The sequence below is a fragment of the Streptomyces liliifuscus genome, from assembly GCF_016598615.1.
Taxonomy (GTDB): Bacteria; Actinomycetota; Actinomycetes; order Streptomycetales; family Streptomycetaceae; genus Streptomyces; species Streptomyces liliifuscus.
Map to the genome: position 1 here is coordinate 7,421,744 of NZ_CP066831.1, position 15,446 is coordinate 7,437,189.

Here is a 15,446-nt window from a genome sequence, read left to right on the forward strand (position 1 = left end):
CGAGGAGCCGGAGTGAGGAACGGACCGAGAGCAAGTGTGTGGGATTGTGTTCGGCCGCGTCGTCTTTTGTGAAGGGGGTGTGTTCGGAACGTTATGAGGGAATGTCAAACCGTTGGAGTGCGCCCGGGAGCCGGGAGCCGAGCGGCGCCATGTCGCCGTCCGCCCCGTGCCGCGCGAGCAGGTCCAGGGCGAGCCGACCGCGCCGCACCCTCTCCCTGGCCGTGGACAGCGTCACGTCCCGCATGTGGTGGCCGTACGGGTAGATCCCGGGAGCCTTGGACAGGCCGAACTTCAGGTACAGCGGGGCGCCGCGGCGGATCAGCTCGGCGACCTCGTACATGCGCACGTACCCGCCGAGATCGTCGGGGGCCTCGATGTACATGTCCATGGGGGCTGCACTCACCCGGCGGATCTCCGTCAGGTGGTCGAGCGTGAGATCGCTCGGCACGTTGATGGAGTCGCCGCCGAGTTGCTCGTACACGGCGTACGCGGCCGGGTTGACCGGGCCTATCAGCGCCGAGACCTTGAGCGTCGTGTCCGCCGGGATGATCCCGGCGACGCGGGCCCTGTGCAAGGTCCACAGGACGCCCTCGTCAGCCACGAGGAGGCACTTTACGCCCAACTCCGTTGCACGGACGGCGTCTTCGAGACAACCTGCGACCGCATCGTGACCACGGGCGCGCAGCCCGCCGCCCCGTGAGTCGGTCCGGGTCGAGCCGCCGATGTCCCACGTGCCGCGCGGGCCCGTGAAGAGGCAGAGCTCGATGTCGCGCTCTTCGGTGGCCTCGACCATCTCGGTTATCTCGGCGTCGGTCAGCATCCAGACGCCGCTGCCCTGGCTGATCCGGTGGATCGGCACATCGAGCCGCGAGGACTCCTTGAGGACCACCGCGAGCGCCTCCGGCCCCTCGCACGAGGGGATCTCGGTGCGCCAGCGGCCGCCCTCCGGGAAGGCGTGCGGTGAGGCGTCGGCGGGGGAGAGGGCGGGCGCGCCCAGGCCGAGCGCGGCGAGCGCCTGCTCACCGGGTCGACGGGCCGCCTTGGGAGAAGCGTCGGTCACTAGCTGTCCTTAGCTGGCTTTGGCGGATTCGCGTTCGATGTCTCGGACGTGGTTCGTGGCGGTGGATGTACGCCGGTACGGAGCGTCAGGTCTCCGTACCGGCGTACGGATCGGGGGGCGGCCGGTACCGCCGGGCCCGGGGTCTGTCACGGGAAACCGCAGACAGACCCTAGGGCCGCAGCAGTACCTTGCCGACCTTCGGGTCGCCGGACCCCACCAGCTCGATGGCATGAGCGAACTCGTCCAACGGCAGCTCGTGCGTGACCAGCGGAAGGGGATCGAGGAGACCGGCGCCGAAGACCCGCACCGTGTGCGCCCAGGCCTCCGGCGGCGCCCCGAACACGGTGTGCACCTCCAGCTGCCGTACGACGAGATCGGTGGGGTCGAGGCCGACGGCACCCGGAGCCGGGATACCGGTGAGGACGAGACGTCCGCCGCGCCGGAGCAGGGAGGCGGCGGTGGTCGCGGCGGACGCCGACCCGGCGGTCTCGATCACCACGTCGAAATCGTCGGGCAACTCCTGGTCCCTGGTACGGAAGTCGGTCGCGCCGAACGTCTTCGAGAGCTCCTCGCGGTCCGGGCGGGTGCCCACCACGAGCAGCTCCGAGGGCGAACCCGCCTTCAGGAACTGCACGGCGAACATGCCGAGCGTCCCGGTGCCGACGACGGCCACCCGCTCGCCGGGCCGCGCGTTCGCCTTGAGCGCGGCCGCCGCGATGCAGGCCGCCGGCTCCAGCAGCGCCGCGGCCGTCAGATCGGCGTCCTCCGGCAGGATGTGCAGCAGCCGGGCGGGCAGCGTGAGCGTGGTGGCCATGGCGCCGGGCTGGGTGAAGCCCGTCTCCTCGTAGCCGGCCGTGCACAACGTTGTCTCGCCCTCGTGGCAGCGGTCGCAGACCTGGCAGTTGCGGAAGCCCTCACCGACCACCTTGCGGCCCACGAGCCCCTCCGGGACCCCGGGACCGACCGCCTCGACCGTGCCGGACCACTCGTGCCCCGGCGTCAGCGGATAACGGACGTACCCCTCGGGCCTGTTGCCCTGGTACACCTCACGGTCACTGCCGCAGATACCGCTCGCGTGGACCCGTACGAGCGCCTCGCCGGCGGCGGGCGCCACGGGCTCGTGGGCGGCGAGCCGGTGCTCGCCGGGACCCTCGATCACGACGGCCTGCGCGGGGGCGCTCATGAGTGCTCCGTGGCGGTGGGGCGGGTCGACTCCGCGATGGTGCCGCGCGCCGGGGCTTCGAAGGGGCGGCCGGCATCCCTTCGATCGGCCGCGGCGGCGCTCGACCACAGCGGCGCGTTGCGGTGGTGCAGAACCGTCCGCGGCCCGCCGCCCACCCCGGTGCCGGGCGCCGTCACTTGCCACCGCCCTGCGAGGACGGCTTGCGCTGCTCCCAGCCGTCCGCCCACAGGTCGAAGCGGGCCTGCTGCTGCGGGAACTCGGCCGCCGCGTCCGTGTCCAGCTCGACGCCGAGACCCGGCTCGTGCGACAGCTCGAAGTAGCCGTCGACGACCTGCGGGGCACCCTTCACGACCTTCTTGATCTCCGCGTCCGCGAAGTCGTTGAAGTGCTCCAGGATCTTGAAGTTCGGGGAGGTGAAGCCGACTTGGAGGGAGGCGGCGGTGAGGACCGGGCCGCCCACGTTGTGCGGCGCCACGAGTACGTAGTGGGCCTCGGCGGTCGCCGCCAGCTTCCGGGTCTCCCAGATGCCGCCGATGTGGCCGACGTCCGGCTGGATGATGTCCACGGCCTGGCTCTCGAAGAGCTCGCGGAACTCGATGCGGTCGTGGATGCGCTCACCGGTCGCGACCGGGATGTCGACCTTCGCCGCCACCTTCTCCAGCGCCTTCAGGTTCTCCGGCGGGACCGGCTCCTCCAGCCAGGCCGGCTTGAAGGGCGCGAGCTCGCGCGCGAGGCGGATCGCGGTGGCCGGCGAGAAGCGGCCGTGCATCTCCAGCATCAGCTCGGCCTCGGGGCCGATCGCGTCCCGGACCGCCTCGATCAGCGAGACCGCGTACAGCGACTGCTCGTGGTCGAGCTCGAAGTGACCCGTCCCGAAGGGGTCGATCTTCAGCGCCTTGTACCCGCGCGCGACGACCTCCTGGGCCGCCTTGTGGTACGCCTCCGGAGTGCGCTCCGTGGTGTACCAGCCGTTCGCGTACGCCTTCACCCGGTCGGTGACCTTGCCGCCCAGCAGCTGCCACACCGGTACGCCCAGGGCCTTGCCCTTGATGTCCCAGCACGCCATCTCGATCACGGCGATGCCGGACATCACGATCTCTCCGGCCCGCCCGTAGTCGCCGTACTTCATGCGACGCACGAGGTCCTCGACAGCGAAGGGGTCGGAACCGAGAATGTGGTTGGTCTCCGCCTCTCGCAGATAGCCGAGCAGCGCGTCGGTGTGCCCCAGCATGCGAGTCTCACCGACTCCGGTGATGCCCTCGTCGGTGTGCACCTGGACATAGGTCAGGTTGCGCCACGGCGTCCCGACCACGTGTGTGCTGATTCCGGTGATGCGCACGGAAATTGCCCCTTGTGGCTCTACGGCTCTGTTCGAAATTTCGTCACACGTTCGAAATGCTGGCCAGACAGTAAGGATTCGGCGGCGGCAGTGTCAATGGGTCGAACGCACAACGGTTTCGACGCGATGGCACTGGAAGGCGGCGAATGGTCCGGCCTGTCCTCAACTCGCCCAACCGGAACGGGCAGTTCAGCACAGAACTTTCACAGCTGTGACTGTGAACGTGACCTGCGCGGAGTTTAGTCTTCCGGCGTCATGGACTACTGCCACCCGTGCCAAAGGCACCTCAATGGCGCCCTCGCTTGCCCGGGGTGCGGTACATCGGCCGAAGCGTGCCGGGAGTACGCGGCTTCCCTGGAGGACCGCGAGGACGCCGTCGACGAGTTCGACGACGACCCGGAGGGCGACGAGCCGGCGGCCGGTGGACGCCGGTCCCGGCGCCGGGGCGGCCGCGGGGTGCGGGCCAGTCGGCGCGACCGGCGTGCCGCGCTGCACCGGCGGCGGCGAAAGCGGGTGCTGCTCGTGGGGGCGGGGCTGTTGCTCGCGGCGGGCGGGCTCAGTCTGGCCGAGCTGGGTATAGAGGCCCCCTCCTCCGAGCCGAAGGCGGCAGCGGCGGACGGGGCGTCGTCCGGTTCCTCCGCCTCCGCGGACGGTTCGGCGCTGTCCGACGACGAGGCCGGTTCCGCCGGCGGGGCGGGCGCGGAGTCCCCGGACGCGTCGGCCTCCCCTTCGGCCTCGGAGTCGAAGAAGTCCAAGAAGGACGAGGACAAGGACGACGACGAGAAGAAGGAATCGTCGACCCCGTCCCGCTCGACCGACCCCGGCTCCTCGGTCCCGGCCCCGGACGAGACCACCCCGGGGGACACCACCCCCGCAGACCCCACCACCCCGGACCCGGCCCCCACGGCGGAGGACCCGTCCCCCGACCCCACCCCCACAGAAACGTGCACACGCTTCCTGTGGTGGTGCTCGTAGCCTCCGACTCCCTGAGGGCATGGCCCGAGGTCTGATTCGCCGGGTGCGGCCCGGTGGGGGCTGATCGCGCAGTTCCCCGCGCCCCTAAAGGGGCGCCTGAGGCTGAGCCGCGCCCGTAAGGGGCGCGGGGAACGGCGCGAGCAACCCAGGTCGGCGGTCAGGCGGCGGACAACCTCAGCCACCGGTCTTTCAGGGGCGCGGGGAACGGCGCGAGCAACCCAGGTCGGCGGTCAGGCGGCGGACAACCTCAGGCACCGGTTTTTCAGGGGCGCGGGGAACTGCGCGACAAGCCCCCACCGGCCCGCGGACTACGAACCGCCCGGTCCGTCCACCCCCGCGGAGCCGGACCCGTCGAGCATCCGCAGAAGCAACCCCCGCAAAGCCACCCGCTCCTCCCGCGAAAGCCCCGCAAGCGGCTCCCGCGCAAACCGCAGGGAGTCCCGCAGGCTCCGCGCAACCCCCAGCCCCTCCTCCGTCACCGCGGCCAGCTTCACCCGCCGGTCCGCCGGATCGGGCCGCCGCTCGACCAGCCCCCGCACCTCCAGCCGATCCACGATCCCGGTCACATTGGACGGCTCGCACTTCAGCTTCTGAGCCAGCCGCCGCATCGGCAACGGCTCCAGCGAGAGCAGACTCAGCAGCCGAGCCTGCGCCCCGGTCAGCGCATGCTCCGCCGCCGCCTCCTCGTACTCCTCGTGGTAACGCGCCACCACCGTGCCGATCAGGTCGACGACCTCGAGTGTCAGAGGGTCGATCCGGGGAGTCTTCTGCGTGGACATGTTCTCCAGGCTACCCCCATTACTTGACATCATGAAATATTCAGGTGCATGGTTGTTTCAGTTACTGAAGTATTTGCGACGTAGAGCCGCTGCCCCACGGAAAGGCGCCCCTCATGACCGACACCTCCGCCCTCCCCGCCACCAGCCGCGAATGGCACCTCGTCAGCCGCCCCGTCGGCTGGCCGAAGCCCGAGGACTTCGCCCTGGTCGAGACCGAGGTGAAGCAGCCCGGCCCGGGCCAGGTCCTGGTGCGCAACGAGTACCTGTCCGTGGACCCGTACATGCGCGGCCGCATGAGCGCCGCGAAGTCGTACACCGCCCCCTTCGAGCTCGGCAAGGTCATGCAGGGCGGCGCCGTCGGCGAGGTCATCGCGTCGAACGCCGAGGGCTTCGCGGTCGGCGACCGCGTCCTGCACTTCTTCGGCTGGCGCGACCACGCCACGTTCGATGCCAAGAGCGCCGTCAAGGTCGACCCCGAGGCCGCGCCCCTGAGTACGTACCTCGGCGTCCTCGGCATGACCGGCCTCACCGCGTACGCGGGCCTGCTGCGCACCGCCTCCTTCAAGGAGGGCGACACCGTCTTCGTGTCCGGCGCGGCGGGAGCCGTGGGCAGCCAGGTCGGCCAGATCGCCAAGCTCAAGGGCGCCTCGCGTGTCATCGGCTCCGCAGGATCCGACGAGAAGGTCAAGCTCCTGGTGGAGGAGTACGGCTTCGACGCCGCCTTCAACTACAAGAACGGCTCCGTGAGTGAGCAGCTGAGGGAGGCCGCCCCCGACGGCATCGACGTCTACTTCGACAACGTCGGCGGCGACCACCTGGAGGCCGCGATCGGCTCCCTCAACCTCCACGGCCGTATCGCGATCTGCGGGATGATCTCCGTCTACAACAACACGGAGCCCGCCCCCGGCCCGAAGAACCTCGCCCGTCTCATCGCGACCCGCGGCCGTATCGAGGGCCTCCTCGTCGGCGACCACTACGACCTGCAGCCGCAGTTCGTCCAGGAGGTCGGCCCCTGGGTCGCCTCCGGCGAGCTCAAGTACCGCGAGACGGTCGTCGAGGGCATCGAGAACAACCTGGAGGCGTTCCTCGGCGTCCTGCGCGGCGAGAACACCGGAAAGATGATCGTCAAGCTCTGACTTCGAATCCGGGCTTCTGCTGGACTTCCGACATGCGGTAACTTCTTTCCGAAACTGTCGCGAATCGTGGGCGCGAGTCGTGGCGGACCAAGGAGGAAGCCACCGCATGTCCATCCAGCAGACCGACGTCCTCTACACCGCCGTCGCCACCGCCGAGAACGGTCGCGACGGCCGTGTCGCGACCGATGACGGCAGGCTCGACGTCGTCGTCAACCCGCCCAAGGAAATGGGCGGCAGCGGCACCGGCACCAACCCGGAGCAGCTCTTCGCCGCCGGGTACAGCGCCTGCTTCCAGGGCGCCCTCGGCGTCGTCGCCCGCCAGGAGAAGGCCGACATCTCCGGCTCGACCGTCACAGCGAAGGTCGGCATCGGCAAGAACGCCGAAGGCTTCGGCCTCATAGTCGAGATCTCCGCCAGCATCCCGAACACAGACCCCACCACGGCCCGCTCCCTCCTGGAAAAGGCCCACCAGGTATGCCCCTACTCGAAGGCCACCACAGGCAACATCACAGTCACATTGACCTGAGCCACAGGCCCTTCAGGGGCGCGGGGAACGGCGCGAGCAACCGAGGCCGGCCCGTCACGTGACGTACGGGCCGGGCCACCGGTTTTTGGGGACGCGGGGAACGGCGCGAGCAACCAAGGCGGACGGTCACGCGACGCACGACCCCAGCCACCGGTCTTCCAGGGGCGCGGGGAACTGCGCGACCAAGCCCCCACCACCCCGCACCCTCAACACAACCCCCGGTTCATGAGGGGGCGTTCGCGCCTAACCAAGCGCGAGCGCCCCCTTATGAACCACCCGGACCAACCGCTGATTCTCCGGCGCGGCCCCACCGGGAAACGCGATCCGCCGCCGTGTATACCCATACGCAAGCCCACTCCGCGGATCCGCGAACCCCTGCGATCCCCCCGCCCCGCTGTGCCCGAACGCCCCGGCCCCCAGAAACGGATGCCACATGTCCGCGGTGGCCTGAAACCCGAGCCCGTACGACTTGTGGGCGCGCGCGATCAGGTCGTAGCCGACCGAGTGGATCTGTCCCACCTCCCCGACCGCGTCGGGCTTCAGCAGCGGCCCCCGCCCGTCGACCTGACTGATCGCCGCCGCGTACATCCCGGCGAGCCCCCGCGCGGACGCGACCCCGCCCGCCGAGGCGGAGCCCAGGGCACGCACGGCACGGGAGTTGGGAAAGTCCACCAGCGGCACGGCCCCCGGCACATGCTCGTTGAACGCGATCGACGACAACGTGTGCGGCCCCCTGGGCGTGGCGTCGAGCAGCGCCTGCTCCGGCGGAGTCGGTGCCATCGGCAGGACCGGAAGATACCGGTGCTCCTCCGACTCGGGCAGCCCCAGATAGAACCCGAGCCCGTACGGCGCCCGGATCCGCTCCTCGTACAGCTCCTGGAGCGTACGGCCCGTCGCCCGCCGTACGACCTCGCCCGTGAGCGCGCCGATCACCAGCGCGTGATAGCCGAACGCCGAGCCCGGCCGCCAGAACGGCCGCTGGGTGGCGAGGCGTTCGGCCACCACCCGGTCGTCGGCCAGTTCCTCGACCGTGAAGCCCGCGTCCGCCCCGACCACGCCCGCCCGGTGCGCGAGCAGCTCCCGCAGGGTCACCGCTCCCTTGCCCTCGGCGGCGAACTCCGGCCAGTAGTGGGCCACTTCACGGTCGAGGTCCAGCGTGCCGTCCTGCACGAGCAGGGCGACCACCAGATGAGCCGCCCCCTTCGTGGAGGAGAAGACACCGAACAGCGTGTCGCCGTCCGTGTCCGCGCCTGTCCAGAGATCGACGACCCGCCGCCCCCGTACGTACGCGCTCAACTGGCCCGCGTAGTCGGGACGTTCGGCGGCGACGACGGACGCGAACTCCTCGCGCACCGCCTCGAAGCCTTCGGCGACGGTGCCGTGGATCTCCTGTGTCATCCGTACTCTCCTCGTGTCACGGTTGTCTGGGAACGTCCCTCAGGACACTGTCAGCAAAGCACGTGCGACCTGTGGGAACTGCCCCTTCGGATGATCACGGAACAGCGGCTCCGTGCCGAACAGGACGGCATGCGGACCGCTGACCACCGAGGCCCGCCCCGCGGCCTGCGCCGGACCGCCGCTGCCGTCCTCCAGTGCACGCCAGTGCCCGGACACGAGCGGGTTCCCGGCCGCGTACGACTGCTCCACCCGGACCCCGGGGCCGAGGTCCGTGAACCACAGCGGCGCGTAGACGAAACTGTGGTCCGGGGCGCCGGAGGTCACTCCGCCGGCCGAATTGACCACGCGCACAACGCCGTTGGCGTCACCGTTGCCCTCGACGGGCTTGACCGCCAGAAGCCCCGCGGCGGCGTTGAGGGCCGCTCCGGTGGCTCCGCGGCCGACGAGGCCCTCGCGGTCGAGGAAGGCGTCCAGGGCGGCGCGTGCGGCCGTGTTGAGGCCCGCGTGGTTCAGACCCGCGGAGGCGAACAGCACGTCCGCCTTCGACCAGTCGAAGCCCGCGTTGAGGATCGCCGTGGAGACGGGCGTCACGTCGAAGTTCATCTCGCGCAGCGCGAACAGCTCGCCGGGCGTGACGGCCGCGGCGACCCGCACGCGGTGGAGCGGGGCGGTCCCGGCCGCCTTCGTCGCGTCGAAGGCCACGTCGTACTTCTTCGCCAGGGCCGCAGCCCTCGTACGGGCCGAGGCGGGCACGATCGCACTGCCGTCGGCCGCCCCGCGCACCGAAACCCCGTCCGCGAGAAGGGAGTTGAGGGCCGCGATCTCACGGGCGTCGTCGAGCCGCAGCCGGAGCGTGCCGCGAGGCGCCACATAGCCGACGTTCGCGGCCTCGTGCACCGCGCGGTCCGGCACGGAGAGCTTCGACGTCCGTACGGTGTCGACGGTCGCGCCCCACAGACGGCCGAGACTCCAGCCCGAGATGTCGTACATCACGGACACCTTGTCGCTGATGTCCCGTCCGTCCGCCAGCATCACATTGGCCATGCCGCGTTTGGGCTGGCGCAGATCGACGACGTACGACCCCTTCGCGTATGTCTTCCCGCCGAGCCCGAAGTCCTTTGTCGCGCGCCGGACCTGGACGTCGTTGGCGAGCAGGTGGTCGACGAGCCGGGCCGCGGCGGTGGCCGAGCGCTGTGCCTTCGCGCCCGCCGGGATCACGTACGCGCGCGGGAAGTCCGTCGTGTAGACGTCCTCAGGGCCGATGCCCGGCACGCCCGGAACCGTCTCCGGCGAGACCGGGACCTGCGCGGCGCCCGTGACACTCCGGCGGAAGACCTCGATCTGGTCGGCGATCAGCGAAGTGCGGTTCGCCTGTGTGTAGTCGAGGCTCGCGCGCATCGCCGCGCCCGCGATGGCGACGTTGATCGCCGAGCGGCGGCGCAGCTCGGTGACGGGCAGGTCGTCGTACTCGTCGTTGTTCACCGCCATCGGGAACTCGACCGTGTGCGCCGCGACCGCGCCGTGGAACGGCATGTACTGAGGGGTGAAGATCGGCGGCCAGTCGTCCCAGCCCTCCTCCTGGTCCCGGAACGGGATCTGGGCTGGCTCCACGCCGTCCTTGGCGGGCGTGTAGCCGAGGCCGTTGACGGCGGCCTCCATGCCCAGGGCGTTGGCGTAGGTGTTCTTCAGGAAGAGGTCGTACTCGTAGTTCTCGCCGTGCGGGGGAGTCGTGGGCTCGATGAGCGTGCCGTTGACGTACCCGTGCAGGTCGACCATGACTGCCGGCTGCTTGTCGATCGCGATCCGGCGCATCGCGCGGACCTCGGGCTGCGAGGCGGTCACGAAGTCACGGTTCAGATCGAAGCCGTTGGCGTTGGCGCGGGTGCCGGCGACACGGCCGTCCGGGTTCGCGGTGATGTTGAAGTACACGCGGTTGCGGGCGAGCAGATCGGTGGTGGACCGGTCCTGGGCGGTGGCGAGCTTCTCGATCAGCTTGAGGGCCGCGTCCGTGCCCTCCCACTCGTTGCCGTGGATGTTGTTGTTGAAGAACACGGGCGTCTTGTAAGTGCGCTTGACCGACGGGTCCTTGGCTGCGGCCGAGGGCGCGTTCTCGATCAGTTCGCGCATACGTTCCTGGGCGCGGGCCTGGCGCGTGGACTCCGGCGCGGTGACGGTGACCAGGTAGAGACGGTGTCCGCCGGCCGAGCGCCCCGCCACCTCCACGCTCACCCGGTCGCCGAGCCGCTGGAGGGCGTTCAGCTTCGGGGCGATGGCGTGGTACGGGGTGAGGCCCAGCTTGATGGACTTGTCGGCCGGGTTCTCCGGGTCCGGGGTGAGCACCTGCTCGCGGGGGTAGCCGCGGGTGCCTCCGGCGGTGCCGGTGCCGTCGGTGAGCTCGGTGACCGGGGCGGTGAGGGCGCGGTCCGTCGTGCTCTCCGGGGCTCTGGCGGCCGCCCGGTCGGAGAGATCGGAGAGACCTGAGCCCTCGCGGACCGGGGGAGCGGACTGGGGTGCGGGACCGGGCGTGGGGTCGGCGACCGCGCCGTTCGGGGTGAGCAGGAGCGTGGCCGCCGCGGTGGCGGTGGCCGTGGCGATCAGGGCGGGTCTCGGTAGACGCACGCGTACCTCCGCTGGAGTTGCTGTGGACATGCCTGACATCGGTACGCGGAGGTCTACCTGTTCGACTCACGTGCAACAAGAGGGCGTTGGCGTCACCGGGGCCACGGGTTGCCGCGGGTTCCCGCTGATGGTGGGTCCGAGTGTCGGTGGAGCGGGCATGCTGTGCGTGAGGCGAGGAGAGTCCATGGCAACGATTCCGTCGCTCCCCAGCAGGGATGACGTGGCACGTATCGCGCGGAGCACGACCGACATCACCGGCCAACTGCTCGACACGGCGGGGAACATCACGCGTATCGCGATCAACACCTTCGATCCCAGAGACGGTTCGGGGGCGGAAGTGCTGCGGGTGCTGCGGCAGACGACCGCCGAGCTGGCCGAGGCCAGTGCCTCGCCCGAGGCGCAGGAGGCCTTCTACCGGATCGTGGACACGTTGACTCGGCTGGGGACGAGTGGGGCGCCGCTCGCCGTTCATCCGGTCAGCGAGCCCGCGCAGGCGTTGCTCACGGCGCTCGGGGACAGTCTGCTGCCCGTCCTCGACGCGGTGGAGCCCGCGGTGGAGGAGGCGGCGGAGGCGCTGGGCGAACTGGTGGACGCCACGTCGCCGTTGCTGCCCGCGGCGGCGGGGGTGGTGGCGGGGGTGCTGCTCGCGCTCGCGCCGTTGATCCGGGCCGCGGCGGATGTTCTGCGGGACTCGTCCCCCGAACTGCGGCGGATCGCTGACGCGTTGACCGCGGCGTTGGCTCCGCTGGTGCCGTTGCAGGTGGCGTTGGCCGAGCGGGCCGCGGCTGCGGGGGTGGGGGTTGTGCGGGTGGCTCTGCCGCCTCTGGCGGACATTACGGAGGCGGCGGCTGCGGGTCTGAAGGCCGGCCGTCCCCTGCTGATCGCCGGGGAGGAGTTCGTGGTGTCCGGCCTCGAACGGCTGCAGCCGTTGCTGCTGGTGTCCGCTTCGCGGGTGGGGAGGGTGGCTCGGGCGGGGGCTGTCCGCGTCACCGCGGCGGTGTCGCCTGCGGCGGAGCGGGGGGTTGTGGTGGCGGTCCATCCCGTGTGACGTGGTCCGCGGGACGCGTTGTGGCTGGTCGCGTAGCTCCTCGCGCCCCCAAGTGCCCGTTTCCCACACTTCGTTGGTTGCCGGCGGCCTGCCGTCGAGGCTGGGAGACGACCCGGTGTGTCGAAGCGGGGACGGGCGGCACTTCGAACACGGTCAGGACCGACCCTTGTTGCTCTGGACGGTCCCGACCCGACTACGGAGAGCGGCTGCGATTGCGGTGAGCAGTCCGGCTGTGCCTAGGGCTGCTGGTCGTCGGCGGCCGGCCGGTACCTGACGTTGATCTCGGCTGTGGGGATGTCGCCGTTGAGCAGTCGGAGTTTGACGGGGGCGCCGCCGGGGTTGTCGAACAGGCGGATTCCGTCGCCGAGCAGGACGGGGGCGATGTGCAGGTCGATCTCGTCGATCAGACCGAGTTCGAGGGCCTGCCGGCCGACCGAGGCGGAGAGGATCTCCAGGTTCTTGCCGTCGGCGGCCTCGAGGCCGATCCGGACCGCTTCGGCCACACCGCAGTTCAGGAACGTCGTCCTCGGGGTGGGCGGGGCGTCCTCGGGGTGGTGGGTGAGGATGAACACGGTTCCCTGCATCGTGCCGTCGTAGGTGGAGTCGGCGTCGGGGAAGGCGTCGAAGCCGTCCCGGCCGCCGAGGATGGCGCCGGTGGTCTCGACGTACTCCTGGGTGATGTCGGCCCGGGGGTTGACGATCCCGGTCATCCAGTTCATCGCGTGGTTGGGGCCGGCGACGAAGCCGTCGAGCGACATCGTGAAGTGCCAGAGGACCTTGCCTGCGGCGGTCTGCGGTGCGGTGTCGGGCAGTGAGTACGTCATTTCGGTCTCTCCTTGGTGAGTTCTCATCCGATGGCGACGAGGACGACGGCGGCTCCGCAGGTGGCGAGGCCGAGGCGCTGGGTGGGGCGGATGCGTTCCTTCAGGCACACGACGGCCAGCAGAACCGTGATCGCCGGGTAGAGCGAGGTGAGGACCGCGGTCACGCCGAGGTCGGCGGCCTGGGTGGCGGCGAGATAGAGACAGGTACCGACCGCGCCGAGCGTGCCGGCGACGACGCCCCAGTGCAGGTGCCTGACACCAGAACGCCAGGGCCGGCGGAGTGCGGTGGCGATCACGGCGATCACGACGGCACCGATCAGCTGGCTCACGGCCAGCGGCAGCACGCCGGCGGAGGACGGAATCTGAGCGGTGGCGACGAACAGGCAGCCGAAACCCAGCCCGGCGATTCCGCCGTCGATCATCGCCGGCCGGCGACCGGCCGCCGGGTCTGCGCCACTCTCGTGAGCCACCAGCCAGATACCGGGCAACGCGACGAGGACGCCGAGCCAGACGAGCGAGGTCGGCCGCTCGCCGAGGGCGGAGCCGACCAGGACGGGCAGGATCGCGGCGCCGACGGCCGAGACCGGTGCCGCGGTCCCCATGCTGCCGGAGGCGAGACCGCGATAGAGGAAGGCCGACCCGATCGCACCGCCGAGACCGGCCAGCGTCGCCCAGCCGAAGTCCCGCAGTGACGGGGTCCCGGGCATCGCCAAGCTGACACCGACGATGGCCGCCGCACCGGCCAGCTGCCCTGTGAACGCGACCGCCCAGGCCGAGACCCGCCCCGAGCCGAAGCCTCCGATGAAGTCGGAGGTGCCGTACCCGACGGCGGCCAGCAACGCCAGCAGGATCCCGATGGTCATCGGAGCCCACCGCCGTCGTGAGCGCTGAATGTCGAGGTGATCATCGGGTCCTCCTGCTGGGGTCGTTGCCAGTACCTCGATCCTCGACGAAGATTGGTCTTGCCTGCAGGGCCAATCTGAAGGCTGCGGAGTGGACCACTTGGGGTGGCGTTGATGGCGGTGCGCTGGGTCGGGATCGGGCCGGAACTGCTCATCGGCCTGGACCGGTCAAGTCCCGAACCGATCGGACAGCAGCTCCAGCGCGAGCTGCGCGGCGCGATCCGCGCCGGCCGGCTCTCCGCGGGGGAGCGGTTGCCGTCCAGCCGGTCCCTCGCCGGGCAACTTCAGGTGTCCCGTGGTCTGGTCGTGGAGTCCTACGACCAACTGGCCGCGGAGGGCTACCTGATCACCGCGACCGGATCCGGCACGCGGGTCGCTCCGAGCACGTCCGCACGCGATGCGCCGCGGCGACCGAAACGGGACGACCGCACGCGGCCGGCGCCGATCGAGGTCGACTTCGAGTACGGAATCCCTGACCTCCTGTCGTTCCCGATGCAGGACTGGCTGTGGGCGCTCACCCAGGCCGCACGGGGGGCGGGATCCGCTGCCATGGGCGATGAAACGGGCTCGGGCTCCGTACAGCTCCGCGGTGTCCTCGCGGGCTACCACCGGCGCGTCCGAGCCGGTACCGCCGAAGCCGAGGACGCGATCATCGTGAACGGCTTCCGGCACGGCCTCAACCTGGTCTTCGGTACGCTCGCGCACGCCGGCCACGACACGGTCGCTCTGGAGGACCCTGGACCCCGCGAGCACGACGAACTCGCCACCCGGGCAGGCCTTTCACCGATCGCGGTACCCGTCGACGAGGAGGGTGTGGACGTGGAGGCGCTGGCCGCGTCCGGAGCCCGCGCCGTCCTGGTCACACCGGCTCATCAATGCCCGACCGGAGTCGTCCTGAGCGCACAGCGCCGCCGCGACCTGATCGCCTGGGCCGAGGAGGTCGACGGACTCGTTCTCGAAGACGACTACGACGCCGAGTTCCGCTACGACCGTCAGCCGGTCGGCTCGCTGCAGGGCCTCGCACCGGACCGGGTCATCGCGCTCGGTTCGGTCAGCAAGACACTGGCGCCAGGCATCCGGATCGGCTGGCTGCTGGCCCCACCACGACTCCTCGAACCGTTGGCGCGGGAGAAACACCTGACCAGCCGCGGAGTACCCGCGCTCGACCAGACCGCACTGGCGCTGCTGATCGAGTCCGGACGCTTCGACCGGCATCTGCGCAGGATGCGCGACATCTACCACGCGCGCCGCCAGACCCTGGTCACCGAACTCGCCGAGCACGCCCCCGGCATCCGGCTCGACGGCTTGGACGCAGGCTGCCACGCCCTCCTGCGGCTCCCCCCGAAGCCGACCGAGAAGGACCTGGTGGACCGCATCGCCGCCCAGGGCGTCCAGGTCTACGGTCTCGATCGCTACCGCACCGCCGGCGCGACCGGTCCGACCGCGTTCAGCCCTGCCCTGGTACTCGGCTTCGGCAACGTCAACGAGTCCAGGATCAGCCACGGCGTACGAATCCTCGCGGCAGCGCTGAACACCTGAGTCCGCCCACAAGTCGTCGAGCGGCTCGCGGAGTTCCTTACGGGACTGCGACGGCAGACACAAGACCCGCTCGCCGCACGGTTGCTGCCCTCGCGTGTCGTCGTGAGCCGCGGCCACC

Annotated in this window: 13 protein-coding genes; 5 read left to right on the forward strand and 8 right to left on the reverse strand. The window is 70.4% G+C overall.

Going from position 1 to position 15,446, the window contains the following annotated elements; translation table 11 throughout:
* Positions 1-91 precede the first annotated feature (91 nt).
* From JEQ17_RS31940 to JEQ17_RS31950, 3 genes are all read right to left on the reverse strand, one after another.
* On the reverse strand, positions 92-1,060 hold the full coding sequence (locus JEQ17_RS31940; RefSeq protein WP_200398368.1) for a hypothetical protein: 969 nt from the start codon (positions 1,058-1,060) through the stop codon (positions 92-94).
* A gap of 169 nt (positions 1,061-1,229) precedes the next feature.
* Positions 1,230-2,243, reverse strand: a complete 1,014-nt coding sequence (locus tag JEQ17_RS31945) for a zinc-dependent alcohol dehydrogenase (protein WP_200398375.1) — start codon at positions 2,241-2,243, stop codon at positions 1,230-1,232.
* Positions 2,244-2,415: 172 nt separating this feature from the next.
* Positions 2,416-3,582, reverse strand: coding sequence for a mandelate racemase/muconate lactonizing enzyme family protein (locus JEQ17_RS31950; protein WP_200398376.1), 1,167 nt, complete (start codon positions 3,580-3,582; stop codon positions 2,416-2,418).
* A 255-nt stretch (positions 3,583-3,837) separates the two neighbouring features.
* Between JEQ17_RS31950 and JEQ17_RS31955 the strand changes: the two genes are divergently transcribed.
* Positions 3,838-4,557, forward strand: coding sequence for an SCO2400 family protein (locus JEQ17_RS31955; protein ID WP_200398378.1), 720 nt, complete (start codon positions 3,838-3,840; stop codon positions 4,555-4,557).
* Between the two features lie 308 nt (positions 4,558-4,865).
* Here JEQ17_RS31955 and JEQ17_RS31960 read toward each other — a convergent pair whose 3' ends face one another.
* Complete coding sequence (locus JEQ17_RS31960) at positions 4,866-5,336, reverse strand: MarR family winged helix-turn-helix transcriptional regulator (RefSeq protein ID WP_200398384.1); 471 nt, start codon at positions 5,334-5,336, stop codon at positions 4,866-4,868.
* Between the two features lie 113 nt (positions 5,337-5,449).
* Between JEQ17_RS31960 and JEQ17_RS31965 the strand changes: the two genes are divergently transcribed.
* Entirely contained in the window at positions 5,450-6,472 is a 1,023-nt protein-coding gene (locus JEQ17_RS31965) for an NADP-dependent oxidoreductase (RefSeq protein ID WP_200398386.1), read from the forward strand.
* A 106-nt stretch (positions 6,473-6,578) separates the two neighbouring features.
* Positions 6,579-6,998: an organic hydroperoxide resistance protein gene (locus JEQ17_RS31970; protein ID WP_200398388.1), complete on the forward strand. Its 420-nt coding sequence runs from the start codon at positions 6,579-6,581 to the stop codon at positions 6,996-6,998.
* A 243-nt stretch (positions 6,999-7,241) separates the two neighbouring features.
* Here JEQ17_RS31970 and JEQ17_RS31975 read toward each other — a convergent pair whose 3' ends face one another.
* Positions 7,242-8,396, reverse strand: a complete 1,155-nt coding sequence (locus JEQ17_RS31975; protein WP_200398389.1) for a serine hydrolase domain-containing protein — start codon at positions 8,394-8,396, stop codon at positions 7,242-7,244.
* 39 nt (positions 8,397-8,435) lie between these two features.
* Positions 8,436-11,045 (reverse strand): M14 family zinc carboxypeptidase, encoded by a 2,610-nt coding sequence (locus JEQ17_RS31980; protein ID WP_200398391.1) that lies wholly within the window; start codon positions 11,043-11,045, stop codon positions 8,436-8,438.
* Between the two features lie 154 nt (positions 11,046-11,199).
* Between JEQ17_RS31980 and JEQ17_RS31985 the strand changes: the two genes are divergently transcribed.
* Entirely contained in the window at positions 11,200-12,063 is an 864-nt protein-coding gene (locus JEQ17_RS31985) for a hypothetical protein (RefSeq protein WP_200398393.1), read from the forward strand.
* A gap of 236 nt (positions 12,064-12,299) precedes the next feature.
* Here JEQ17_RS31985 and JEQ17_RS31990 read toward each other — a convergent pair whose 3' ends face one another.
* Together JEQ17_RS31990 and JEQ17_RS31995 are read right to left on the reverse strand one after the other, a co-directional pair.
* Positions 12,300-12,887: a dihydrofolate reductase family protein gene (locus JEQ17_RS31990; protein WP_200398395.1), complete on the reverse strand. Its 588-nt coding sequence runs from the start codon at positions 12,885-12,887 to the stop codon at positions 12,300-12,302.
* 23 nt (positions 12,888-12,910) lie between these two features.
* Positions 12,911-13,750 (reverse strand): EamA family transporter, encoded by an 840-nt coding sequence (locus JEQ17_RS31995; protein WP_200398397.1) that lies wholly within the window; start codon positions 13,748-13,750, stop codon positions 12,911-12,913.
* Between the two features lie 153 nt (positions 13,751-13,903).
* Here JEQ17_RS31995 and pdxR point away from each other — a divergent pair, with 153 nt between their 5' ends.
* Positions 13,904-15,328 carry a MocR-like pyridoxine biosynthesis transcription factor PdxR gene (pdxR, locus tag JEQ17_RS32000; RefSeq protein ID WP_200398399.1) on the forward strand — a complete coding sequence of 475 codons (1,425 nt, stop codon included), beginning with the start codon at positions 13,904-13,906 and terminating at the stop codon, positions 15,326-15,328.
* The last annotated feature ends 118 nt before the right edge of the window (positions 15,329-15,446 follow it).